Here is a 23,727-nt window from a genome sequence, read left to right on the forward strand (position 1 = left end):
GAGAAGCCGGGGGCGTCGCGCGGCAGCCTAACGCCCCGCGATCACGGCCCGGTCGCGTCAGAGGTTCTTGCGGGTGCGTTCGATGAGGTCGCCGAGGTGGTCGGAGACGAGCGACGGACGTTCCAGCATCGCCATGTGCCCGGCGGTCGGGATCACTTCGAGCCTGGCCTGCGGGCAGCGCGTCGCGATCGTCAGGCTGTGGTCGACGGGGGTGAGGGTGTCGTTCTCCGCGGCGATGATCAGGGTCTCGATCCCGGTGAGCGGCGCGCACGTCGCGATCTCCGGGTGGGTGATCATCGACAGGAAGAAGTCGGTGAGCGCTTCCAGCCTGGTCGATTCCAGCATCTCCCCGGCGAACCGGACGGCGGCGGGGCTGGCGTCCGGGCCGAAGGCGATCAGGTCCTCGATGAGGAGGCTGGTCTCCTTGCTGAGGTGGCGGAGCCGCTCCAGGTAGCCGGCGCCGAACCCGGCGGCCTTGATCCCGCGCGGCAGCACCTTCTTGTTGATCCGGGCGATCGCGGCGGGCAGCCCGAGGGTGACCTCGTCGAGCGCGCCGCTGCTGGTGTTGAGCAGGGCCGCGGCGATGACCTTGGTGCCGATCAGTTCGGGGTAGTCGTCCGCGAACCGCATGATCGTCATACCGCCCATGGAGTGCCCGACGAGGATCACCGGGGTGCCCTCGGGGACGGTCTGGTCGATGACGGCCTTGAGGTCGTGCGACAGGGTCGGCAGCCCGTAGGAGTGGCGCTTGGCCGAGTCGGACCTGCCGTGGCCGCGCTGGTCCCAGAAGACGAGCCGGCCGAGGCCGCGCAGCGCCTTGCGCTGGAAGTGCCAGGTGTCCTGGGTGCAGGTCCAGCCGTGGCAGAAGACAATGGCCAGGTCGGAGCGGTCGTCGTTGTCGATCTCGGCGTAGAGGCGGGTGCCGTCTTCGGCGAAGACCGGGGTGGGACGGCCGCGCAGCGAACCGAACGCCTCGCCGGCGTGCGGATCGGGGCGCAGGTCCAGACGCCGGACGGCGTGCCGCTGGGCGGCGACACCCGCCACACCCGCGCCCGCGGCGCTGAGGCCGAGTGCGGTGGCGGCCAGGACCAGATTGCGACGACTCATGAGTAACCTCCTGTTCCCGGCATTGTTATACAAAATGTCCAGCTAGCGAAAGGTCTTGTACCAGAGCGAGACGGCATAGTCGACCTCGGTTCCGCGCGTCTCGGCCAAGAAACGCTCCGCCAGCGCCGCCGGAAACTCGATCTTCAACACGCTCGCCAGGGCCGTCCGGTCAGGGAACGACCAGCGGATGGTCAACGGTTCCCGGCTGAACCCCTGGGACGCCCAGAACCGTTCGACGGACTGCGGATCGTACTTGGGCAGCCATTCGCGGAACCAGCGGCCGAACGTCGAACGGGTCGCGTCGTTGTCGATCACGACCATCGTGCCGCCGCGCCGCAGAACGCGACCAATCTCACGCAGCCCCGGTTCGCAGCCAGGACCGAAGAAATACGCCCACCGAGCATGCACGAAGTCCACCGAGGAGTCCGGAAGCGGCAACGCCTGCGCGGCCGCCGTACGGACCGTCACGTTCGGCAGGCCGGCGCAGCGGCGGCGGGCTGTCGCGGCCAGCCCGGCATGGGGTTCCGCACCGATCACCCGTTCGGCCTTCTCGGCGAAGAACGGGAGGTGGAAGCCCGTCCCGCAGCCGACGTCCAGGACGGTCTGGCCGTCCCACGGACGGATCGCCCGCATCGCCTCGGCGATCAGGCCGTCGGGGTCGACGGCGCGGTTCTCCAGCTCATAGATCTGCGGGGTGCGCCAGATGTTCGGGCTCGGGATGGCGCCGGGGGCTACTTCGACCACATCACAAAGGGTAACCAACCCCGTGCCTGAATCGCTCTTTTCTGCCCGTCGACTGCTCGCGTCACGATGCGGAACGCATAGGCTTTCCGGGTAGTACGGCCAGAGAGCGAGGAGCCTTGTCCCGCAACGATGTCGCCCGGTCGATCAGGGTGCCGGACGCCCCGATCACCCTCTCGACCGCGTCGGTCTACCCCGAGAAGGTGCCGAGCGCGTTCGAGATGGCCGCCTGGCTGGGTTACGACGGCGTCGAGGTGATGGTCGCGCTCGACGCGGCGTCGCAGGACCTCAATGTGCTGCGCCGGCTCTCCGACTACCACCAGATGCCGATCAAGTCGATCCACGCGCCCTGCCTGATCTTCACCCAGATGGTCTGGGGCCGTGACCCGTGGGGGAAGCTGCTCCGCTCCAAGGAGGTCGCCGAGGAGCTGGGCGCGGACGTCGTGGTGGTGCACCCGCCGTTCCGCTGGCAGCGCGAGTACGCCCGCGAGTTCGAGCGCGGCCTCGCCCGGATGCAGGACGAGACCGACGTGATCTTCGCGGTCGAGAACATGTTCCCTGCCAAGGCCCGCGGCACCGAACTGGGGATGTACTCCCCCAACTGGGACCCGACCGGCTACGACTTCCCGCACCTCACCCTCGACCTGTCGCACACGGCCGTCTCCGGCAGCGACGCCCTGCTGATGGCCGACGGGATGGGCGAACGCCTTCGCCACCTCCATCTGGCCGACGGCAACGGCATCCCCAACAAGGACGAGCACCTCGTGCCGGGCCGGGGCACCCAGCCGTGCGCCGAGATGCTGGAACGCCTCGCCACGCAGGGGTTCAGCGGCCATGTGGTGCTGGAGGTGAACACCCGGAAGGCCACTTCGCGGTCGGAGCGGGTCGAGGATCTGGCCGAGGCGCTGGCGTTCGCGCGGCTCCATCTGGCGGCCAGCCGCACCTGGGAGGTCACCACGTCGGGCGAGGTCACCCGGCAGCGCGGCCACTGACGCCGTGGCCGAGACCGCACGTCCGGGCCGTCGCAGGGGCCCGTCGGAGACCCGTCCGCTGATCTTGAAGGCGGCGCGTGAGCTGTTCGCCGAGAAGGGCTTCGCCGGGACTTCGCTGCGGGCGATCGCCCGCTCCGCCGGGGTCGATCCGGCCCTCGTCCACCATTTCTTCGACGGCAAGGAAGCCCTGTTCGTCGAGGCGATGGAGTTTCCCGTCGATCCGTCGCTGCTGGTCGCCGCGATCCTCGACGGCCCCCGTGACGAGCTCGGCGAGCGCCTGGCCCGCACTTTTCTGGGGGTCTGGTCGCATCCGGAGATGCGGCCGCGCCTGCTGGCGATCGTCCGTTCGGCCGTCACCACGGACCAGGGCGCCGCGATGCTCCGCGAGTTCGTCACCGCGGCCCTGCTGACCAGGATCGCGGACGCCCTGGACGTCCCCCGCCTCAACATGGTCGCCGCCGCCGCCCAGATGGTCGGGCTGGTCCTGCTGCGCTACGTCATCGAGGTCGACGATCTCGTGGCCGCCTCGGACGAGGAGCTGATCGCCCTGCTGGCCCCCACGCTCCAGCAGTACCTCGGCTGACGGTTTTCGGCGGTCCCTTATCCCCTCCGGTCTCGCGGCCTCCTTGACCGTGCTCGCGCGCCGACATAAATTCATCACATGATGAATTTTGCGGTGAGCGTACGGGAGCTGAGGGTGGTGCGGGGACGGCGGGAGGTGCTGCACGGCCTGTCGTTCGACCTGCCGCCCGGACGGGTGGTGGGCCTCCTCGGGCCCAGCGGATGCGGGAAGACGACCCTGATGCGGGCGCTGGTCGGGGTGCAGACCGTCGCGAGCGGCGAGGTGACCGTGCTCGGCGAGCCCGCCGGGAGCAAGGGGCTGCGCCGGAAGGTCGGGTACGCCACCCAGAACCCGGCCGTGTACCTGGATCTGACCGTCCGGGAGAACCTGCGGTACTTCGCGGCGGTCATCGGGGCGTCGGAGGACGACGTCGCACGGGTGATCGAGCGGGTGGACCTCGGCGGGCAGGCGGGGCAGGTGGCCGGATCGCTGTCCGGCGGGCAGAAGAACCGGCTGAACCTGGCTGTGGCGCTGCTCGGGAAGCCGGAGCTGGTGGTCCTGGACGAGCCGACCGTGGGGCTCGACCCGGTGCTGCGGCAGGAGCTGTGGAAGCTCTTCCACGAGCTGGCCGCCGACGGCACCACCATGATCGTGTCCAGTCATGTGATGGACGAGGCGGCCCGGTGCGAACGGCTGCTGCTCCTGCGGGACGGCCGGCTCCTCGCCGACCAGAGCCCCGACGAGCTGCGCGAACGGACCGGCACCGACGACCTCGAAACGGCGTTCCTGCGACTGATCACGGAGGTGGCGGCATGAACCCCCGGGTGACCCTGGCGACCGCACGACGGATCCTCGACCAGCTCCGGCACGACAAGCGGACCATCGCGCTGATCGTCGTCGTGCCGACCGTGCTGATGGTCCTGCTCCGCTACGTGTTCGACGACGCGCGGATGTTCGACCGGATCGGCCCGATGCTCCTCGGGATCTTCCCCTTCGTGATCATGTTCCTGGTGACCAGCATCGGGACGCTCAGAGAACGGACCGGCGGCACCCTGGAACGGCTGATGACCACCCCGCTCGGCAAGCTCGACCTGCTGCTCGGCTACGCCCTGGCCTTCGGGCTGACCGCCCTCGCGCAGGTCGCGCTGATCCTGGCGATCTCCCTGACCTGGCTGGGGCTGGACGTCCAGGGACCGGTCTGGGGGCTGGTCCTGGTCGCGCTGCTGGACGCCCTGCTCGGGGTGGCGCTCGGCCTGCTGGGCAGCGCGTTCGCCAAGACCGAGTTCCAGGCCGTCCAGCTCCTGCCGCTGGTCGTGCTGCCGCAGCTCCTGCTCTGCGGGCTGTTCACGCCCCGCGACAGCATGGCCGGGGTGCTGTCGTGGATCTCCGACGTCCTGCCGCTCTCCTACGCCGTCGACGCCATGCAGCGCCTCACCACGACCGCCGGAGCAGGCGGCGCGCTGGCCGCCGACATGCTGATCATCGTAGGCTGCACGGTCGCCGCGCTGGTCCTCGGGGCGGCCACCCTCCCAAGGCGAACCCCCTGAGTTCTACTCTGGAGGTGGGAGGGGATCAACGATGCTTCGCCGAACACTTCTGGCCGCCTCGCGCAGCGCGGGGCTGCGCGGGCTCATCGAGTCGGCGCCGGTCACCCGCGGGGTGGTCCGGCGCTTCGTCGCCGGGGAGACCACCGACGACGCCCTGGCCGTCGCCCGGAACCTGCTGGCCGACGGGCTGCTCGTCACGCTAGACCATCTCGGCGAGGACACCCTGGACGTCCGCCAGGCCGAACGGACCGTCCAGGCGTACGAGGAGCTGATCGCCCGGCTCGAACCGGGCGCCGAGGTGAGCGTCAAGCTGACGGCGCTCGGCCAGTCCTTCGACGAGGCGCTGGCCCTGGCCTGCGCCCGCCGGATCTGCGCGGCGGCGCTGCTGGCCGGGACCACGGTTACCCTCGATATGGAGGACCACACGACCGTCGCCTCGACGCTGCGGATCCTCGCCGAGCTGCGCGCCGAGTACCCCGAGACGGGCGCGGTGATCCAGGCGTCGCTGCGGCGGTCCGAGGAGTACTGCGCGGAGCTGGCGTACGCGGGATCGCGGGTCCGGCTCTGCAAGGGGGCGTACGCGGCGCCGCCGGACGTCGCGTTCCCGGCCCCGGCCGAGGTCGACAAGGCGTACGTCCGCTGTATGAAGGTGCTGATGGCGGGCGCCGGCTACCCGATGTTCGCCACCCACGACCCGCGGCTGATCGAGATCGCCGAGGCGCTGCGGCTGATCCACGGACGCGAGCTCGGCTCGTTCGAGTACCAGATGCTGTTCGGGGTCCGCGTGGACGAGCAGCACCGGCTGGCCGCGACCGGCGCCCAGGTCCGGATCTATGTCCCGTACGGGGGCGAATGGTACGGCTATCTGGTGCGGCGGCTGGCCGAGCGCCCCGCCAACCTGCTGTTCTTCCTCCGCGCGCTCGCGTCGTAGGCTGAGCACCCTCCTACCAGGTCAAGGTGTGTGTGATGATCGCGATTCTCGGTGCCGGGAAGATGGGCGAGGCGCTGCTGTCGGGCGTGCTGCGGGCCGGGCGGCGTCCCGGCGAGCTGCTGGTGACGGCGCGGCGCGAGGACCGGGCGGCGCTGCTGCGCGACCGGTACGGCGTCGAGGTCGCCGGGAACGTCGAGGCGGCCGAGCGGGCGTCGGTGCTGGTGCTCGCGGTGAAGCCGCAGGACATGGCGAAGCTGCTCGCCGAGGTCGGGCCGCACATCAAGGCCGACACCCTGGTCATCTCGATGGCGGCGGGCATCACCACCGGGTTCATCGAGGAACGCCTGAACGCGGACGTTCCGGTCGTCCGGGTCATGTCGAACACGCCCGTCCTCGTCGACGAGGCGATGAGCGTGATCTCGGCGGGGTCGCACGCCGCCGAAGCGCATCTGAAGCTCACCGAGGAGCTGCTGACGCCCGTCGGGAAGGTGTCGCGGATCCCCGAATCGCTCCAGGACGCCGCCACCGCGCTGTCCGGCTCGGGCCCCGCCTACTTCTACTACCTGGTCGAGGCCATGGTCGACGCCGGGATCCTGCTCGGGATGCCGCGCGCCGCCGCCCTCGACATGGTCATCCAGTCGGCGGTCGGCGCGGCCGTCATGCTGCGCGACTCCGGCGAGCACCCGGTGCTGCTGCGCGAGGCCGTCACCTCACCGGCCGGGACGACCATCGCCGCGATCCGTGAACTGGAGCGGCACGGGGTGCGGGCGGCCGTCCTGGAGGCGATCGAAGCGGCCCGCAACCGGGGCAGGGAACTGGCCGGCGGCTGAGTCATACCCGCGGGGGAGAGGCCCGTCCGACCTTTGGCTGAAATGTCACAGGAGGTGACAGGTGTCACTGTCGGGCGGCTAGGTCGGCTCCTACTATGCCCAGGTGGCTATAAGGCGTTATACCCCCCCAGCGCTCGCCCTCATCCTGGTCTCGGTCCTGCTGAGCGCCTGCTCAGGCGGCGACGGCAAGGACAAGGCCAGGCTCGGCACGGTCTCGATCGGGAGCGTCGCGGAGGTGGTGGAGGCCCCCGCGACCCTCGCCGCCCGCGCCGACGCCACCCTCCGCAGCCCCGCCGAAGGCGTGATCAAGCAGCTCAAGGTGCGCGACGGCGACGAGGTCGAGCAGGGCGACGTCCTGGCGACGATCTCCGCTCCCGTGGCCAGAGAGCAGCTCGCCCAGGCCAAGGACGCCGACCGGCAGGCCGCCGCGGGCGGCGGCGCGGTCCCGTCGGGGATCTCGCTGGGCTCGTTCCGCTCCCAGTCCGACAAGATCGCCAAGTCGGGGTTCAAGAAGGCGCGGGAGATCGCCAAGAAGATCCCCGACAAGAAGGACCGCGCCCGGGTCCTCGCCGAGATCACGAAGGCCGAAGGCCAGTACAACAGCGCGGCCAACGCCGCCGTCGCCGCCGTGAGCAGGCTCAACGCCGGGATCGGCAGCATCTCCAGCGCGATGGCGTCGATCGGCGCGGCCAGCCGCGTCCAGACCAGGGCCGCGGTGAAGACCGCCCAGCGGACCGTCGACGCCCTGGTGATCAAAGCCCCGTTCGACGGGGTGGTCTCGCTCGGCGGACCGGCCGGCGGCAGCGCCACCGGCGCGCTCCCCGCCCAGCTCCAGAATCTGGTCGGCAGCGGCGCGAGCCTGCCGGGCGCCGCCAGCGAAGCCGCGCAGATCGCCGTCGGCGCGCCCGTCAGCGCGGGCACCGCGATCGTGACCGTCACCGACGTGTCGCAGCTCCGGCTCTCCGCCGACATCGACGAATCGGACATCCTCCAGATCCGGCGGGGCGCCTCCGCCGAAGCCGACTTCGACGCGCTGCCCGAAGCCCGCTACGACGCCGTCGTCTACAGCGTCGGGGTGACCCCCGGGCAGGCGACCGGCGGCGGCGTCACCTACCGGGTGCAACTCACCCTCAAGCAGGGCGAATTCGGCGACGGTTCGGCCGCGCCCACCCCCAAGCCCGGGATGAGCGCCGTCGTACGGATCAAGGTCAGGGAGGTGACGGGCGTACTGACCGTGCCCGTCGCCGCGATCGTCACCAGCGGGCAGGACAGCACCGTCTGGGTGCTCGTCGGCGGCAGAGCCGAACGGCGCACCGTGCAGACCGGCGCCGAAGGCGACAGCACCGTCGAGATCAAGTCGGGGCTCAAGGACGGCGACCGGATCGTCATCGCCAACGCCGACTCCGTCGAGACGGGCCAGGAACTGAAATGACGGCGCTCCAGGCCGTCGACGTCACCAGGACCTACCGGATGGAAGGGGTCGAGGTCACGGCGTTGAAAGGCGTCAGCCTGATCATCGGCGACGGCGAGTACGCGGCGATCCTCGGGCCGTCCGGCTCCGGCAAATCCACCCTGATGCATCTGCTGGGGGCGCTCGACCGGCCCAGCACCGGCACCCTGCTCGTCGGCGGCCGCGACGTCGCCGAGCTCAACGACGCCGAGCTCGCCGAACTCCGCAACGCCCACATCGGGTTCGTGTTCCAGTCGTTCCACCTGCTGGCGCGCACCTCGGCGGTCGGGAACGTCGCGATGCCGCTGCAGTACCGGGGGCTCGGCCGCGCCGAATGCCGCGAACGCGCCGTCGCGGCGCTGGAGACCGTCGGGCTCGGGCACCGGCTCGACCACCGGCCCAACCAGATGTCCGGCGGCGAGCAGCAGCGCGTCGCCATCGCGCGGGCGCTCGTCGGCGAACCGAAAGTGGTGCTCGCCGACGAACCGACCGGCAACCTCGACACCAAGACCGGACACGAGGTGATGGACCTCCTCGAACGGCTCAACGGCGAAGAAGGCGTGGCGATCATCCTGGTGACCCACGAACCGGACGTCGCCGAACGGGCCCGGCGCCAGATCCACATCCGCGACGGACTGATCGAACGGGACGTGACCGGGTGAAACCCGCCGAACTCTTCCGGATCGCCGCCGAAGCGCTCCGCGTCAACCGGATGCGGTCCCTGCTCACCATGCTCGGCGTGATCATCGGGGTCTGGGCGGTGGTCGCGCTGGTCTCCATCGGCGGCGGCGCCAAGCAGATGGTGCAGGACGAGATCGAAGGGCTCGGCTCCAACATCATCTTCGTGGTGCCGGGCGAGATCGGATTCGGCTCGGCTCCGGCCGTCAGCACGATGGACCTCGACGACGCCGCCGCGCTCCGGCGGCTCGTCGGCGACACTCGGGTCACCTCGACCCTGACGTCCAGCGCCACCGTCCGGGCCGGCCGCGAAGAGGTGTACGCGACCCTCGCCGGAACCGACGAGAACGTCGCGAAGGTGTTCGCGCGGCCCCTCGCCCGAGGCCGCTACCTGTCGAAGATCGACGTGGAGACGCGGCGGCGGGTCGTGGTGCTCGGCTCGCAGACCGCCGAGAACCTGTTCGGCGACGTCGACCCGCTCGGCCGGCAGGTCGCGATCTCCGGCGGCCGGTTCCGGGTCGTCGGCGTGTACGCGCAGGTCGGGCAGACGTTCGGGCAGTCGCGCGACACCGAGGTGCAGATCCCGTTGACGACCGCGCAGCGGCTCCTCAACACCGGACGGGTCGACTTCATGGCCGTCCGGGCGCCGACCGCCGCCGCCGTGGACGGGCTGCAGACCTCCCTCGTCGACACCCTGTCGGCCCGGCATCCCGAGGACAAGTTCTCGGCCGTCACCCAGACCCAGCTCCTCGGCACCATCGGCAAGGTGCTCGGCGCGCTCACCGGGGTGCTGGCGGCGATCGCGGCGATCTCGCTGCTGGTGGGCGGGGTGGGGGTCTCGAACATCATGCTGGTCAGCGTCCGGGAGCGGACCAAGGAGATCGGGCTCCGCAAGGCGATGGGGGCGCGGCAGCGCGACATCCTCGTCCAGTTCCTGGTCGAGGCGATCCTGCTGACGACGATCGGCGGTGTCATCGGCATCGCCCTGGGCGTCGGGACGGCCGTCGCCATCGCCCAGATCACCCCGGTCCCCGCCGTCGTCTCCTGGTGGTCGCCGCTCCTGGCGTTCTTCGTCTCGGCGGGCGTCGGCGTCTTCTTCGGCGTCGTCCCGGCCCGCCGCGCCGGCCGGCTCGACCCCGTCACGGCCCTGCGCACCGACTAGCCCCACCCGTTCCCGGGCTCCGACAACGTCAGCCTCTCCGCTGTCCCGACCGCTGCTTCCAGCGGGCGAGGTTCGACCACGTCCCTCAGTCGATCGTCGCTCCGGCGTCGTCCGCTACATTCCGTAGCATGGCGTACATGGCGTTGAAGCGGCGGTGGACGCGGGCCACGTCGCCGATGCCCACGGATACAGACTGGAAGAACTCGATGTCTCCCAGCAGGTCCAGGTAGCGCTCTTGGACCTCGAAGCGCAGGTCGATGAGGTCGTACAGATCGTCGTCGTCGAGCTTCGCCAGGCTCACGGCAGTGGCCTCGAAGATCGCCTTGTTGATGGGCAGCCGCCGGGTTTGATCACGGACGACCTTCCGGAAGGCGTGCTCACCGAAGATCGCGCTCGCCGCGTTCATCGCACGGGTGAACTCCACCGTGAGCCGCTCGATCTCAGCGGGGTCAAGGTCATTGACCTTACGCGTGGAGAGCCGTAGGAACGCGTCGAGATCATCGCTCTTGTAGTCGTTCGGATCGGTGATGCGGAAGGCGAGGAACCGCAGGACCATCTCCCGGTCAGCCATGCGGAGCGGGTTAACCGTGCGGAGGGTGGCGTCCAGAAAGGGCTTGCTAGACGCCAGCTTCTTCAGTAGCTCGCGTGACTGCCCGGGGATGAGTGCGTGCCGCAACTCCTGTGGGCTGAGGGGTTGGCCACCGGTGTTGATCCTCGTGAAGATCTCGAACATCACCGCTTCGGGCGTGCCGTCGAGAATGAAGTTCACCGTGAGAGGCGAGTCAAGGATCTGATCTTGATCGTCCTCGGGCAGCTCGGGGAAGGTTCTGCCGTTCAGATGGTGGAGATACTGGAGGCCGTTCAGCTTGAGGGGGTCGGCGCCGATGTACTCCGGGTAGACGAAGCGCGCGATAGTGGTGAGCCGCTGGACGCCGTCCACGACCGCGAGACGGCCTCCGGGCATCTCCGCCATGTAGAAGGTCGGAATCGGGATCTTCAGCAGCAGGGACTCGATAAGGCGGCTCTGCCGGGGGACGTCCCAGATGCCCGCCGCCCGTTGGAAGTCGGGCTGGAGATCGAGTTCATCTCGCTTGAGCTTGCGGAGAAGCGGGCCCACGCTTCGCGGCTCGGTGTGGATCCGCACGTCCGCCGGGTTGAACGGCACGGTCGTGACGGGAGGAAGCGGTTCGAGTTCGACGCCGTAGGTGAGGACGTCGTCCTCCACCTCGACGAGGATCCCGTTGTCGAACTCTCCGAGGGTCACACCATCCTGCCCGTCCATACCGTCAGCCTATCGAGACGTCTCGTAGAGTCGCCTCATGTACATCACCCGGGTGCGGTTGAGCAACATCAAGGGGTTCTCCGGGGAGCGCACCGTCGAGCTGAGTCTCACCCGTCCCGACGGCTCTCACGCTGGTTGGACGGTTCTGGCGGGTCGTAATGGTTCGGGTAAGACGACCATGCTCCGCGCCATCGCTCTCGCGGTCGCGGGGCCTGAGGTGGCACGCAATCTCATGCTCGACTTCGGTAACTGGGTGAGTTCGGACAGCGGCTCGGCCCGTGCCATGGTCAGTATCGGGACGGAGCCCGAGGACATTTGGCACCTCCCGGACAGATATGCCTCACGTCTGGCGGCACGGGGCCTGGTGGAGATCGACCTAGGTCTGTCTTGGTCGATCCCGCCGCACTTGGCGACTTCCTCGCAGTGGCCTCGGGAGGTCCAACCTCGCATGACGGGAGATCGGTTTCAATCGAATCTTCACCTTGATGACGAGGAGGCGAGGATGTCCATCCGCGTCGGAGCCGCGAGCGGGCCCTGGTATCTGAATCGACGAGGTTGGTTCTGTGCGGCGTATGGGGCTTTCCGCAGGCTCCCCGGCGCCGCTGCCGGGAGGTTGGGTCCGGCGCGTAATCCGCGTCTCGAGGACCGGATGGCGAGCCTCTTCCATGAGGACGTCCCGCTCACCGAGGGTGTCGGCTGGTTGATCGAACAGCATCTGCGCGAGCTGGAAGGGGAGCCCGGGGCCGCCGAGTTGAAGCAGACCGTGCTGCAAGTCCTCTCGGACGGCCTGCTCCCCGACGACCACGTGCTCAGCAGAGTGGATTCCGACGGTCTCTGGGTCGTCAGCCAGGGCAGGGAGTTCCCGCTGCGCGAGATGAGCGACGGATATCGGACGGTCTCCGCGCTCGTCGTTGACATTCTGCGCCAGATGGTCGCCGCCTACGGGAGCCTTCCCTGTGCCGAGGACGCTGAAGGCCGGACCGTCGTCACCGCACCGGGCGTCGTCATGATCGACGAGGTTGAGGCGCACCTGCACATCGCGTGGCAGAAGCGGATCGGTTCCTGGCTCAAGGCTCGTTTCCCTCGTGTCCAGTTCATCGTCACCACGCACAGCCCGTACATCTGTCAGGATGCTGACCCTGGTGGGCTAGTCCGGCTGCCTGGCCCCGCAGAGCAAATGAAACCCCATGTTGTTGCCGAGGACTTGTGGGAGCGTGTGGTCTACGGGAGTGGTGATGACGCGGTCGTGTCGGAGCTGTTCGGGATCGAGACCACGTTTTCAGACGCCGCGCGACGGCTGCGTGGGGAGCTGGTGGCGCTCGAGGTGAAGGTCATGAAGGGGACCGCCGACGCGGCGGAGATCGCGCGTTATCGGGAGCTCAAGGACAAACTGACCAGCTCCGCGATCACACGGAGCCGGGAGATCGGTGCTGGTCTGTTGGACCGGGGGGCGCGCGAGGAATGATCCGGATCGTTCGGGAGCCCTTGCCCGAAGCGGTCACGGCCGAGATGGTCAAGTACACCGCGGAGATCAGCGCGTCCGCTGAGCGGCAGAAGCACGCTCAAGGGCTCTGGAAGCACAGCACGGTCCGCAGGCGAGTGCGCTCGCAGCTCGACGAGGCGCTTCGTAGGATGGCGCCCGGCCGCGAGTACTGCATGTACTGCGGGGACAATCGTGGCACCGATATCGATCATTTCGAACCTGTCGCCCGGAACCCGCTGCGGACCTTCGACTGGCTTAACCACCTTCTCGCCTGTTCGGGCTGCAACAGCCATCAGAAGCGGGGCAGGTTCCCACTCGACGCCGCTGGCAGACCACTGCTGATCGACCCGACCGCTGAAGATCCTTTCGAGCACCTGATGCTGACTTTCACCCTTGGTGAGTACGACGCGCTTACCGATAAGGGTCAGGCCACGATCGAGATCTGTGATCTCAACAATGAACTGCTCGCGCGCGGCAGGGCAGACGCCGTCTACCACCTGCAAACAATGCTCCGGGACTGGGCAAGAGCCGATCTGCGGGCCGACCACGCTGCCAAGAACACTCTGGTTAGACGAGTCCAGGACCAGCCGCTCGCTGATGTGTGTCAGTCCATGCTCCGACAGGCGCACAACGTCAACGCCGATCTGATCTTCGAGCCCGACATCGTGAACATCCTCCGCCGCCCGGATCTTCAGAAAGCACTACTTCGGTAGCGGTATAGGCGCGTGGTGTGCCGACGCTTAGGAGGGACCCGAACTGGGTCGAACGCTTGTGGGGAACAGTTGGTGGTGGGTGTGCGACGGTGCGGGGGTCCGGAGAGGGCCCGAGGGCTTAAGTACCTCTGGATCGCGGATGAGTTGCGGGAGCGGCTTGTGATGTTGATTTACGGGGAGTTGTTGCCGCCGTCGCGACGGCTCGCTGACGAGTACGGGGTGGACGTGAGTTTGGTGCGACAGGCACCGGGGTGCTGCGGGGGGAGGGGTTGATCCTCACCGAGCATGGGCTGGGGACGTTCAAGCGGTCGCAGATGCCCGTGACGGTCATCGCGCTGTATCCGGGGGACAGTGTGCGGGCGCGCGCCGCCACTCAGGAAGAGCAGCGGCGCTTGGACGTTCCGCCTGGGGTGCCCGTCGTGGAGCGGGCGGGTGGGGACCGGGAGATCTATCCCGGGGATCGGACCATGATCACGCGGCCTGGGTGAGGTCAGCAGGTGCGGCGAGATGGTGTCGTCGGCATCGGCCACTCGCCGAGGGAAGTGTCCAGCTCGATGTGGTCGGGGCCTGCGGTCAGGCGGGTGCCGATCGGTCCCAGCGTGCGGACGGTGTGGCGACGGCTAGGGTTTTGTGATGTCTACTGAACGGCCTGGGGTGCCGCTGATCGCCGACGAGCGGACTTCGCTCCGCGCCCACCTCGACCACCATCGGGCGACCCTCGCGTGGAAGTGCGACGGCCTGGACGACGAGCAGCTCCGCCGCCAGGCTTCACCCCCGTCGACGCTGTCGCTGCTGGCCCTGGTCCGCCATATGGCGGAGGTGGAGCGCACCTGGTTCCGTAAGACGGCCGCCGCCGAACGCGACCTCCCCAACGTCTGGTCCCACGCCGACGACTACCAGACCGCCTACGACGCCTCCGCCTCCACCCGCGCCGAAGCCTTCACCGCCTGGCAAGCAGAGATCGAGCACTCCCGCCGCATCGAAGCCGCCACCCCCTCCCTAGACGCCATCTTCCACAACCCCCGCACCCACTCCGACGTCAACCTCCGCATGATCATGCTCCACCTCATCCACGAATACGCCCGCCACAACGGCCACGCCGACCTCCTCCGCGAATCCCTAGACGGCACCACCGGCGCCTGATGTTCCCCCCGGCAGAGCCTGACGATCAGGGCTTCCTCGACGTGGGAGACGGGCACCGCGTGTACTGGGAGGTCTGCGGGAACCCGGACGGGAAGCCCGCGGTCTGCGTGCACGGCGGGCCTGGTTCGGGCTGTGACGAGGGGTGGCGGCGGTTCTTCGATCCGGAGGTGTACCGGGTCGTGCTGTTCGATCAGCGGAACTGCGGGCGGAGCCTGCCGAGCGCCGCGGAACCGGCCGTCGACCTGTCGGCGAACACGACACCGCATCTGATCGGCGACCTGGAGCGGCTCCGTGAGCTACTGGGCGTCGACGCGTGGTTGCTGTTCGGCGGCTCCTGGGGCGCGACCCTCGCCCTGGCCTACGCGCAGGCGCACCCGGAGCGCGTCACCGAGCTGGTGCTGCACAGCATCGTGACGACCTCGCGGGAGGAGGTCGCCTGGGTCACCCGCGCGATGGGGCGGGTCTTCCCCGAGGCTTGGGACCGGTTCCGGAACCATCTTCCGGCCGCGGACCGCGACGGCGATCTGGCGGCCGGGTACGCGCGGCTCCTCCACGATCCCGACCCCGCCGTGGTCGCGGCCGCCGCACGGGAGTGGTGCCGGTGGGAGGACACGCATGTCGCGACCGTGCCGGGCCATGAGCCCGATCCCGCGTTCGACGATCCGGCATTCCGGCTGGTCTTCGCCCGGCTCGTCACGCACTACTGGGCGAACGCCGGGTTCCTCGGGGAGGGCAGGCCGCTGCTGGACGGCGTCCACCGGATCGCGCATGTCCCGGCCGTGCTGATCCATGGCGCGCTGGACGTCAGTTCCCCGGCCGAGACCGCCTACCGGCTGGCCCAAGGGTGGCCGGCCGCCGAGCTGCTGCTGTTCGGCGGCGCGGGCCACGGCACGGCCCACCGCGCCGCCGCCGAGGCCGCGCTCGCCGCGATCGCCTGGTTCGGAGCCGGTTAGGCGACGACGGTGAGGGTGGGGTGGGTGGGGGAGAGGGCTTCGGTGATGAAGGCGGTGGTTTCGTGCATGGCTTCGTTGGCGTCGGGGAGGAGGCGGTTGAGGATTTGGAAGACGTGCATTTGGCCTGGCCAGACTTGGAGGCGGACGTCGGCGCCCGCGTCGGCGAGGATGGAGGCGAGGGCTTCGGAGTCGGGGCGGAGGACCTCCGCGCCGCCGACCTGGATGAGGACCGGGGGGAGAGCGCCCCAGTCGCAGGACAGGAGGGCCAGGCGGGGGTCGATGTCCTTGCCGGCGACGAGACGGCCGACCCGGCGCGCCGTGTACGGGGAGATGTAGGGGTCGCGGGTGACGCGGTCGATCTGGGTGGACAGTTCGCAGGTCAGGTCCGCCCAAGGGGAGTACAGGACGATGCCCAGGGGCGCGGGCAGGCCCGTGCGGGAGATCTCGCCGGCCAGTGAGGCGGCGAGATGGCCGCCCGCCGAGTCGCCGGCGACGATGATCCGGGTGATGCCCTTGGCGAGGAGCCAGCGGTAGGCGTCCAGGGCATCTTCCAGAGCCGCCGGGAAGGGGTGCTCGGGCGCCAGCCGGTACTTCGGCGCAAGGACGGGGAGGCTGGTGTCCAGGGCCAGCCGGGTGGTGATGGGGCGGTGGGTGGCGGGGGAGCAGACCACGTAGCCGCCGCCGTGCAGGTAGAGGATCGCGCCGTCCGCGGGCGCCTCGGGCAGGATCCACTCGCCCTTCAGCACCTTGCCCGTCGCGAGATGCGGGTCGCGGACCCGTTCGATCCGGACCCGCTTGTCCGACGGCAGCAGCGACGCCGCCCGGTCGATCGCGGTGCGGGCCGCGCGGATCGGCAGCGGACGCCCCGGCACCCGGTGCAGGATCGGCCGGACGGTGTGCCGCAGGGCCAGGCCCACGACAAGGCTCTGCCAGGAGGGGTTCCGCTCCCAGGGGCTGGGCGCCGACGGCAGGAGCGCCGTCGCCAGTGAAGCCGCCGCACTGTCCTCGATCATGGCCACCCCTCGGGGTCACTGAGCTCCGGGGGATACCCCGTGTGTTTCTGCTCTGTTAACTAGATGCCCAGATTGCCCTAGTGGTTCACATCACAAAAGGGGTCAATCTAGTACGTTCCATGTGACTCTGAGTGACGCGCTACGGTTGATCTATGCGGGTCTACTGGGATGACAAGCTCCTGTCCTACGACTTCGGGCCCTCGCACCCCCTCAATCCGGTGCGGGTCGAGCTGACCATGGAGCTGGCGCGCGAACTGGGCGTCCTGGACGAGGTCGAGCTCAGCTCGTTCGAAGCCGCCGGCGACGGGCTGCTGGAGCTGGTCCACGACCGCTCCTACCTCGAGGCCGTCAAACGGGCGGGGGAGTCCCTGCGCCCCGATCACGGCCACGGCCTCGGCACCGCCGACGACCCGCTGTTCACCGGGATGCACGACGCCGCCGCCCTCGTGGTCGGCGCGAGCGTCGCCGCCGCGAAGGCCGTCTGGGCGGGCGAGACCGAGCACGCCGCCAACATCGCGGGCGGCCTCCACCACGCCATGCCGGCTTCGGCCGCCGGTTTCTGCATCTACAACGATCCGGCCGTGGCGATCGCCTGGCTGCTCGACCACGGCGCCCAGCGCGTCGCCTACGTCGATGTGGACGTCCACCACGGCGACGGAGTCCAGGAGGCGTTCTACGACGACCCGCGCGTCCTGACGATCAGCCTCCACGAGTCGCCGCGCACCCTGTTCCCCGGCACCGGCTACCCGCACGAGACGGGCGCCGAGGGCACCGCCGTGAACGTCGCCCTGCCCCCCGGCACCACCGACGACGCCTGGCTGCGCGCCTTCAACGGCGTGGTCCCGCCGCTGCTGCGCGCGTTCCGCCCGCAGATCCTGGTCACCCAGCAGGGCTGTGACGGCCACCGCGACGACCCGCTCGCCCACCTCTCCCTGACGATCGACGGCCAGCGCGCCGCCTACGCGGCCCTCCACGACCTCGCCCACGAGCTCTGCGACGGCAAGTGGGTGCTGACCGGGGGTGGCGGCTACGAGCTCGTCCAGGTGGTTCCCAGGGCCTGGACGCATCTGCTGGCGATCGCCGCGCACCGTCCGATCGACCCCCCGACCCCCTGCCCCGAGAAATGGCGCGACTTCGCCAGGAACCGGACCGGCGAGATCGCCCCCAAAGTCATGACGGACGGTTCGAGCGCGGAGGTGCGGACATGGGACAAGGGATTCGACCCGGCCAATCCGATCGATCAGGCGATCCTGGCGACCCGCCGGGCGGTCTTCCCGGAGCACGGCCTGGACCCGCTGCTCGACTAGCGCTCCGCGACCACCTGCTGGCGACGGCGATCGCCGGCGAGGTCGCGACGCCCCGCCAGTCGAACCTCCGCAATCTCCGCAAGATGGTCTCGGGCGACCCGTACTACCAGTTCGGCCTGGACCTGGGCGAGTGGACGTTCGACCGCGGCCTGGCCATGATGCACCGCCTCGTCGGCGTCAACCCCGACCCGAACCACTTCTACGGCGACGACACCATCGACGTCGACCTCACCCTCGACGGCCTCGACGCCATGGCCGACCGCGTCGCCCGCACCGCGGAGGCGAAGGGCAGCGTCCTGCTGGCGACGGGCCACCCGACGGGCCTGCTGCCCGTCCACGTCGCCCTGGCGGCCGCCCTGAAGGCCGCCGGCTGCACCGTCCTCACCCCGGCCGAGGGCTGGTCCTACGAGGTCGACACCTACGACGGGCCGAAGAAACGCAGCGTCCGGTACTTCGAGGACGTCGCCGTCCTGTCCGGTGGTGGGTCGCTCCACCACACCCACGACAGCGCGCCGATGGAGGCGATGCTGGCAAACCTCGCAGCCGAATCCCGGCATCGGCCGGATCTGGTCATCGCCGACCACGGCTGGGCCGGAGCCGCCGGAGAGGCCGGAATCCCGACGGTCGGATTCGCCGACTGCAACGACCCCGCCCTGTTCGCCGGGCATGTCGTGGGGAAAATCGAGGTCGCCGTGCCCCTGGACGACAACGTGCTGCCGCGGCACTACACGCCGCTGACGGGCTACCTGCTGGGTCGTGCGGGCCTGTTGGCGTAAAGAACCCTCTTGCGACTCTGGGGACACGATTTACGCTGGATGAAGTACACGCCGGTGATCAAAGTCACCCAAAGGGCAGGTGGCGCATCGCGTGTGGAAGAGGGCGTCCCATGGGCTCAGGTGAGCGACCTCTCAGCGAGGTGAGGTTCCTGACCGTCGCCGAGGTGGCTTCGGTAATGCGGGTCTCCAAGATGACCGTCTACCGGCTCGTGCATTCGGGCGAACTTCCGGCCATCCGGGTCGGCCGTTCGTTCCGGGTTCCCGAGCAGGCCGTGCACGACTACCTCCGAGAGGCCTACATCGAGGCCGGGTAGCCCGGCATCGGGGTCTGCCTCCCGAAGGTGAACGAGATCCACACCGGCGGCCGGAAGGCCGCCGGTACTCGTCATGGGGCGGGCGGCGGTAGTCTTAGCCGCTGGGCTGCGTTATGAGCCCGTTTTCGTGCACGCCCTTTGACGGTCATCCCCGTGGTGGCCGGGGATCGTAATAGTGAGGTTTCGTGGGCTCCGTCATCAAGAAGCGCCGTAAGCGTATGGCCAAGAAGAAGCACCGCAAGCTGCTCAAGAAGACGCGCGTTCAGCGGCGTAACAAGAAGTAAACACGTTGCTCTAGTAGCCGTAAGGGGTGGGCCGCACAGTGTCTTCTATGCGCGCCTCCGCAAGCGCGGCCCGTGTCGTGCTGGTCACCGGGGTGTCCCGGTTTCTCGGCGCACGGGTCGCGAACACCCTTCAGGCGGATCCGGGAATCGAACGGGTCATCGGCGTGGACACCGTCCCGCCGACCGTTCCCCTCGGACGCACGGAGTTCGTGCGGGTGGACATCCGCACCCCGAGCATCGCGAAGGTGATCGCCTCTGCCGAGGTCGACACCGTCGTGCATCTCAACCTGGTGACCGCCTCGAGCGGTGGCCGGGTCCCGATGAAGGAGATCAACGTCATCGGGACGATGCAGTTGCTCGGCGCCTGCCAGCGCTCGCCGCACATGCGGAAGCTGGTGGTGCGGTCCTCCGCCGCCGTCTACGGCTCTTCAGCGATGGATCCCGCCGTCTTCGCGGAGGACGACGAGCCCGCCGAACCCCCGACCTCCGGCTACGCCAAGGACGCCGTCGAGGTCGAGGGGTACGTGCGGGGGCTGAAGCGCCGCCGCTCCGATCTGACGGTGTCGGTGCTGCGCTTCGCGAACTTCCTCGGGCCCGACGTCGACTCGCCGGTCACCCGGTATCTGCGGATGCCGGTGGTGCCGACCGTCCTCGGGTTCGATCCGCGGCTCCAGTTCGTCCACAGTGACGACGGGGTCGAGGTGCTGCGCCGGATGACCGTCGAGGATCATCCGGGCGTCTTCAACGTGGCCGGTGACGGCGTGCTCCTGCTCAGCCAGTGCGTCCGCCGTGCGGGCCGTCCGGCGCTGCGGCTGCCCGCACCGGCGTTCTCGACGCTCGGTGACACCGGCAAACGGTTCGGCGGCCTGCCCGGCTTCTCCAGCGAACTCCAGCGCTGGCTGACCTACGGCCGCGCCCTGGACACCGCACGGCTCGTCGACGAGCTGTCGTGGCGGCCCAAGTACTCCACCGAGGCCGCCTACACCGAGTTCCTCCACGCCCACGGCCTCGGCAACAGCCTTCCGCTGGCCGTCTTCGACCGGTTGACCGGAGGTCTGCGTTGATGAACGCCGGGCGCGACGACTACGAGAGCTTCGCGCAGGTCATCCCGCTCAACGCCCCCCGCGTCATGGAGCCGGAGCGCAACCCCGTCGAGCGGGTGGTCGCGTCGGGGCTGGCGTTCCTGCGGCGGCGGCTGTCGGGCGAGTACGAGATCGACGAGTTCGGTTTCGACCGCGATCTGGTCGAGTCGGTCGTCATGCCGGTCGCCCGGCTGCTCTACCAGCACTGGTTCCGGGTGGAGCTGCACGGTCTGGACAACCTTCCCGAGCGGGGCGGGGCGCTGGTCGTGGCGAACCATTCGGGCACGATCCCGATGGACGCCGGGATGCTGCAGGTCGGCGTACACGACGCGCTGGGCCGCGATCTGCGGCTGCTGGGCGCCGATCTGGTCTACCAGGTGCCGTTCCTGGGCGAGCTGTCCCGCCGGTCGGGCCACACGCTCGCCTGCAACTCCGACGCGCAGCGCCTGCTGGAGAAGGGCGAGCTCGTCGGCGTCTTCCCCGAGGGCTTCAAGGGGGTCGGCAAGCCGTTCGCCGAGCGCTACCGGCTCCAGCGGTTCGGCCGCGGCGGGTTCGTCGCCACCGCCCTGGAGGCGGGTGTGCCGATCATCCCGTGCGCGATCGTCGGCGCCGAGGAGATCTACCCCAAGATCGCCGACCTTCAGCCGCTGGCCCGGCTGCTGGGCCTGCCGTACTTCCCGGTGACTCCCACCTGGCCGCTGTTCGGCCCGCTGGGCCTGGTTCCGCTGCCGTCCAAATGGATGATCCAGTTCGGCGAGCCGATCACCCTGGACGAGTACTCCGCCGACCACGCCGACGACCCGATGACGGTCTTCAACCTGACCGACCAGGTCCGCGAGACCATCCAGCAGATGCTCTACGACCTGCTGCTCCGCCGCGGCCCGGCCTTCTTCTAGCTTCCGGTCCGGCTCAGGACGCGCCGCGGTAGTGGCGGCGCAGCGCGATCCCCGCCGCGACCCCGCCGGCCAGGGCGCCCGCGCCCGCCGCCGCGGGCAGCGCCACGATCGCGACCTTCCGGCCCGTCCGGAAGTCGTGGATCGGCCAGCTGTTGGACCTGGCGTGCTCGCGGAGCTCGCCGTCGGGGTTGACGGCGTTCGGATGCCCGACGATCGACAGCATCGGCAGGTCGTTGGCGGAGTCGCTGTAGGCGCTGCACCGCTCCAACGACAGCCCTTCGCGTTCGGCGAGCGCCCGGACGGCCTCGGCCTTCGCGGGCCCGTGCAGCAGATTGCCGACGAGCCGGCCCGTGTAGTGCCCGTCGACGGTCTCGGCGACGGTGCCGAGCGCGCCGGTCAGCCCGAGCCGGCTGGCCATCACCCTGGCGATCTCGACGGGCGTGGCGGTGACCAGCCAGACCTGCTGGCCCGCGTCGATGTGGGCCTGGGCGATGGTGCGGGTGCCGTGCCAGATCCGGTCTTCCATGACGTCGTCGTAGATCTCTTCGCAGAGCCGGACGAGCTCGTCGACGCTCTTGCCCGCCACGAACGACAGGGCCGCTTCGCGTGCCGTGCCGATGTGGTCGGCGTTCTCGGTGCCGCGGACCCGGAAGGCGGCCTGCCCGAGCGCGAACATGGTCAGATCGCGGGTCGTGAACAGCTTCCGCTTGGCCAGGCCGCGCGCGAAGTAGTAGATCGACGCGCCGCGCATCATGGTGTTGTCGACGTCGAAGAAGGCCGCGGCCGTCGTGTCGTGCTCGGGCCAGGGCCGTGATTGGGCCGCCTCGGCGGCCGCCTTTCCGGCGCTCACCGGGTCCTCCGCCTGCCGTTGCCAGAATCGACGCATGGTACGAGCCTAATCTTCACAGGGCCACGATCTCCCGATTCGCCGCGAATCGCGACCGTTCTCACAGTGGCCGTCCGGTCATTTTCGGTTACGCGACGGAACGCGGATCGGCGGCCAGAAGGCGGGCCAGTGAACGGACGGCCCGGTGCTGGAGCGCTTTGACGGCCCCGGCCCGCCGTCCCATCAGGGTCGCGGTCTCGGCGACGGTCCGCTCCTGGAAGAACCGCAGTTCCAGGCAGCGCCGCTGCTCCTCGCCCAGTTCCCGGACGGCCAGGACGACCAGCAGCCGCCGCTGCGCGTTCAGGACGTCGTGCTCGGGCCCGTCCACGGCCTCTTCGGGCGGGCTCGCGGTGATCGTCTCCAGCCGGAACCGGCTCGACCGGTAGTGGTCGGCGGCCAGGTTCCTGGCGATGGTCACCAGCCAGGCGCCGAAGTCGCGGCCCGTCCAGGTGAAGTGCTCGATCCTGCGCAGGGCCCGCAGGAAGGTCTCGCTGGTGAGGTCTTCGGCGAGGGTGGGGGAGCCGGTCTTGACGTGGAGGTAGCGGTAAACCGATCCGGCGTGCTGCGCGTACAACTCTCCGAAGGCCTCACGGCAGCCCGCCCGGGCGCGTTCGACGAGGAGCGCGGCTTCGGGGGCGTTCGCCGATGGCATGGGGCCTCCCGCGGAGGGGTGTGACCTAGGGCACGGAGCCTCACTCTAGGTATCCGCAAAGAAGCGGGACAATAGGGATTTGGTCGGAAAACCGTGAGAAGTTACCCCGGCGGTACGACTCACTCCGCTTCATCAGGCACCATGGGGGCGCGATGGTGGAAGGAATGGTGGCTCTCGTAGCGACCCTGGCAGCCCTGGTGGGCGCCGGGTTGCTGGTTCAGGCCGCCCTCCACCAGCGCAAACTCCATCTCTGGCTCTGGGCGGTGTCGGTCGGGGCGCTCGGCCTGGCGCTGGCGTCCGCCGGGGTGGGCCTGCTCGCGGGGTTCGGCCCCCTCACCTTCCGGGTCACCATGATCGGCGCGGCGCTGCTGGCACCCGTCGCGTTGGCGATGGGCGCGGTCGAACTGATCGCCAAGTCGGTGCAGGCGCGGTTCGCCGGACGGCTGATCGGGATCTCCTTCACGCTGGTCGCGGTGGTCGTCCTGGCCTGGGATCCGCTCACCGGCAAACTCGGCAAGACCCTCCCCAACCCGGGCGACATGTACGGCAGCCTGCCGGGCGCCTTGTTGAACGCCGCGAGTGGCGTCGTCATCCTGACCTTGCTGGTCGGTACCGTCCTGGTGCTGAACCGCAAGGAGCTCGAGCCGCAGCCGATCGCGATCGCGGCCGGCGCGGGCGTCCTGGACGTCGTGGCCGCCGGGTTCCTGCCGGGGCTGCTCAAGGTCGTCGGGATGGCGGCGGCCGCCGGACTCATCTGGTTCGGCGCGGACCGCTCGGTCCCCGTCGACGACGAGGAAGAAGAAGAGGACGAGATGGACCACCGCCGCGACGTCAGCAGCAACCAGGTCCCCAACGGCCAGGTCCCTAACGGTCAGGTCCCCGGCCGGGCTGCCCAGGGCCCCGAGCACGCCCGCCAGCGCCCGCCGCAGCCGCCGCAGCAGCG

The 23,727-nt window shown here is 69.4% G+C and carries 25 protein-coding genes and 1 pseudogene; 20 read left to right on the plus strand and 6 right to left on the minus strand.

The window, feature by feature from the left end; all coding sequences use genetic code 11:
* Positions 1 to 57: 57 nt before the first annotated feature.
* Together ACYVE7_RS02035 and ACYVE7_RS02040 are read right to left on the minus strand one after the other, a co-directional pair.
* A complete protein-coding gene (locus ACYVE7_RS02035) occupies positions 58 to 1,107 on the minus strand; it encodes an alpha/beta fold hydrolase (protein WP_460362662.1) in 1,050 nt (349 codons plus the stop codon).
* A gap of 42 nt (positions 1,108 to 1,149) precedes the next feature.
* A complete protein-coding gene (locus ACYVE7_RS02040) occupies positions 1,150 to 1,851 on the minus strand; it encodes a class I SAM-dependent methyltransferase (protein WP_460362664.1) in 702 nt (233 codons plus the stop codon).
* Between the two features lie 116 nt (positions 1,852 to 1,967).
* Between ACYVE7_RS02040 and ACYVE7_RS02045 the strand changes: the two genes are divergently transcribed.
* From ACYVE7_RS02045 to ACYVE7_RS02085, 9 genes are all read left to right on the plus strand, one after another.
* Entirely contained in the window at positions 1,968 to 2,840 is an 873-nt protein-coding gene (locus ACYVE7_RS02045) for a sugar phosphate isomerase/epimerase family protein (protein ID WP_460362666.1), read from the plus strand.
* A gap of 4 nt (positions 2,841 to 2,844) precedes the next feature.
* Positions 2,845 to 3,423 (plus strand): TetR/AcrR family transcriptional regulator, encoded by a 579-nt coding sequence (locus ACYVE7_RS02050; protein WP_460362667.1) that lies wholly within the window; start codon positions 2,845 to 2,847, stop codon positions 3,421 to 3,423.
* 93 nt (positions 3,424 to 3,516) lie between these two features.
* Positions 3,517 to 4,218, plus strand: coding sequence for an ABC transporter ATP-binding protein (locus ACYVE7_RS02055; RefSeq protein ID WP_460362669.1), 702 nt, complete (start codon positions 3,517 to 3,519; stop codon positions 4,216 to 4,218).
* The gene (locus ACYVE7_RS02060) at positions 4,215 to 4,949 is read left to right on the plus strand and encodes an ABC transporter permease (RefSeq protein WP_460362671.1); all 735 of its coding nucleotides are present in this window, start codon (positions 4,215 to 4,217) and stop codon (positions 4,947 to 4,949) included. The genes ACYVE7_RS02055 and ACYVE7_RS02060 overlap by 4 nt, the downstream gene beginning before the upstream one ends.
* A gap of 31 nt (positions 4,950 to 4,980) precedes the next feature.
* The gene (locus tag ACYVE7_RS02065) at positions 4,981 to 5,880 is read left to right on the plus strand and encodes a proline dehydrogenase family protein (RefSeq protein ID WP_460362673.1); all 900 of its coding nucleotides are present in this window, start codon (positions 4,981 to 4,983) and stop codon (positions 5,878 to 5,880) included.
* 35 nt (positions 5,881 to 5,915) lie between these two features.
* Positions 5,916 to 6,710, plus strand: a complete 795-nt coding sequence (gene proC / locus ACYVE7_RS02070; protein ID WP_460362675.1) for a pyrroline-5-carboxylate reductase — start codon at positions 5,916 to 5,918, stop codon at positions 6,708 to 6,710.
* 103 nt (positions 6,711 to 6,813) lie between these two features.
* Complete coding sequence (locus tag ACYVE7_RS02075; RefSeq protein ID WP_460362677.1) at positions 6,814 to 8,142, plus strand: efflux RND transporter periplasmic adaptor subunit; 1,329 nt, start codon at positions 6,814 to 6,816, stop codon at positions 8,140 to 8,142.
* Positions 8,139 to 8,822, plus strand: a complete 684-nt coding sequence (locus ACYVE7_RS02080; protein ID WP_460362678.1) for an ABC transporter ATP-binding protein — start codon at positions 8,139 to 8,141, stop codon at positions 8,820 to 8,822. Before ACYVE7_RS02075 ends, ACYVE7_RS02080 begins: the two co-directional genes overlap by 4 nt.
* Entirely contained in the window at positions 8,819 to 10,000 is a 1,182-nt protein-coding gene (locus ACYVE7_RS02085) for an ABC transporter permease (protein WP_460362680.1), read from the plus strand. Before ACYVE7_RS02080 ends, ACYVE7_RS02085 begins: the two co-directional genes overlap by 4 nt.
* Positions 10,001 to 10,085: 85 nt before the next feature.
* Here the strand turns inward: ACYVE7_RS02085 and ACYVE7_RS02090 are convergent, their stop codons facing one another.
* Complete coding sequence (locus ACYVE7_RS02090; protein ID WP_460362682.1) at positions 10,086 to 11,225, minus strand: GmrSD restriction endonuclease domain-containing protein; 1,140 nt, start codon at positions 11,223 to 11,225, stop codon at positions 10,086 to 10,088.
* 94 nt (positions 11,226 to 11,319) lie between these two features.
* On the opposite strand from ACYVE7_RS02090, the gene ACYVE7_RS02095 reads away from it, so the two are divergent.
* The 4 genes from ACYVE7_RS02095 to pip all read left to right on the plus strand — a co-directional run bounded on the left by ACYVE7_RS02095 (position 11,320) and on the right by pip (position 15,574).
* Positions 11,320 to 12,747 carry an AAA family ATPase gene (locus ACYVE7_RS02095; protein ID WP_460362684.1) on the plus strand — a complete coding sequence of 476 codons (1,428 nt, stop codon included), beginning with the start codon at positions 11,320 to 11,322 and terminating at the stop codon, positions 12,745 to 12,747.
* Entirely contained in the window at positions 12,744 to 13,478 is a 735-nt protein-coding gene (locus tag ACYVE7_RS02100) for an HNH endonuclease family protein (protein ID WP_460362686.1), read from the plus strand. The genes ACYVE7_RS02095 and ACYVE7_RS02100 overlap by 4 nt, the downstream gene beginning before the upstream one ends.
* Before the next feature lie 633 nt (positions 13,479 to 14,111).
* Positions 14,112 to 14,621, plus strand: a complete 510-nt coding sequence (locus tag ACYVE7_RS02105) for a DinB family protein (protein WP_460362688.1) — start codon at positions 14,112 to 14,114, stop codon at positions 14,619 to 14,621.
* Positions 14,621 to 15,574 (plus strand): prolyl aminopeptidase, encoded by a 954-nt coding sequence (pip, locus tag ACYVE7_RS02110; RefSeq protein ID WP_460362690.1) that lies wholly within the window; start codon positions 14,621 to 14,623, stop codon positions 15,572 to 15,574. The genes ACYVE7_RS02105 and pip overlap by 1 nt, the downstream gene beginning before the upstream one ends.
* Here pip and ACYVE7_RS02115 read toward each other — a convergent pair.
* Positions 15,571 to 16,587 carry an alpha/beta hydrolase gene (locus ACYVE7_RS02115; RefSeq protein ID WP_460362692.1) on the minus strand — a complete coding sequence of 339 codons (1,017 nt, stop codon included), beginning with the start codon at positions 16,585 to 16,587 and terminating at the stop codon, positions 15,571 to 15,573. The two genes, pip and ACYVE7_RS02115, sit on opposite strands and share 4 nt — an antisense overlap.
* Positions 16,588 to 16,739: 152 nt before the next feature.
* Here ACYVE7_RS02115 and ACYVE7_RS02120 point away from each other — a divergent pair, with 152 nt between their 5' ends.
* The 6 genes from ACYVE7_RS02120 (at position 16,740) to ACYVE7_RS02145 (ending at position 21,246) form a co-directional block, all read left to right on the plus strand.
* Positions 16,740 to 17,894, plus strand: a complete 1,155-nt coding sequence (locus ACYVE7_RS02120; RefSeq protein WP_460362694.1) for an acetoin utilization protein AcuC — start codon at positions 16,740 to 16,742, stop codon at positions 17,892 to 17,894.
* A gap of 14 nt (positions 17,895 to 17,908) precedes the next feature.
* Positions 17,909 to 18,670, plus strand: a complete 762-nt coding sequence (locus ACYVE7_RS02125; protein ID WP_460362704.1) for a phosphatase — start codon at positions 17,909 to 17,911, stop codon at positions 18,668 to 18,670.
* Between the two features lie 110 nt (positions 18,671 to 18,780).
* The gene (locus ACYVE7_RS02130) at positions 18,781 to 18,984 is read left to right on the plus strand and encodes a helix-turn-helix domain-containing protein (RefSeq protein ID WP_460302746.1); all 204 of its coding nucleotides are present in this window, start codon (positions 18,781 to 18,783) and stop codon (positions 18,982 to 18,984) included.
* A 185-nt stretch (positions 18,985 to 19,169) separates the two neighbouring features.
* The gene (locus ACYVE7_RS02135) at positions 19,170 to 19,268 is read left to right on the plus strand and encodes a 30S ribosomal protein bS22 (RefSeq protein ID WP_012854759.1); all 99 of its coding nucleotides are present in this window, start codon (positions 19,170 to 19,172) and stop codon (positions 19,266 to 19,268) included.
* 47 nt (positions 19,269 to 19,315) lie between these two features.
* A complete protein-coding gene (locus ACYVE7_RS02140; protein WP_460362696.1) occupies positions 19,316 to 20,332 on the plus strand; it encodes an NAD-dependent epimerase/dehydratase family protein in 1,017 nt (338 codons plus the stop codon).
* Positions 20,332 to 21,246: a lysophospholipid acyltransferase family protein gene (locus tag ACYVE7_RS02145; RefSeq protein WP_460362698.1), complete on the plus strand. Its 915-nt coding sequence runs from the start codon at positions 20,332 to 20,334 to the stop codon at positions 21,244 to 21,246. Before ACYVE7_RS02140 ends, ACYVE7_RS02145 begins: the two co-directional genes overlap by 1 nt.
* A 13-nt stretch (positions 21,247 to 21,259) precedes the next feature.
* Here ACYVE7_RS02145 and ACYVE7_RS02150 read toward each other — a convergent pair whose 3' ends face one another.
* Both ACYVE7_RS02150 and ACYVE7_RS02155 read right to left on the minus strand, forming a co-directional pair.
* Complete coding sequence (locus ACYVE7_RS02150) at positions 21,260 to 22,132, minus strand: HAD family hydrolase (RefSeq protein ID WP_460362700.1); 873 nt, start codon at positions 22,130 to 22,132, stop codon at positions 21,260 to 21,262.
* Positions 22,133 to 22,220: 88 nt separating this feature from the next.
* Positions 22,221 to 22,784, minus strand: coding sequence for a sigma-70 family RNA polymerase sigma factor (locus tag ACYVE7_RS02155; RefSeq protein WP_460362702.1), 564 nt, complete (start codon positions 22,782 to 22,784; stop codon positions 22,221 to 22,223).
* Positions 22,785 to 22,948: 164 nt separating this feature from the next.
* On the opposite strand from ACYVE7_RS02155, the pseudogene ACYVE7_RS02160 reads away from it, so the two are divergent.
* Positions 22,949 to 23,727 (plus strand): annotated as a pseudogene (locus ACYVE7_RS02160) (putative quinol monooxygenase); the annotation flags it as partial.

The sequence above is a fragment of the Actinocorallia lasiicapitis genome (genome assembly GCF_054778695.1).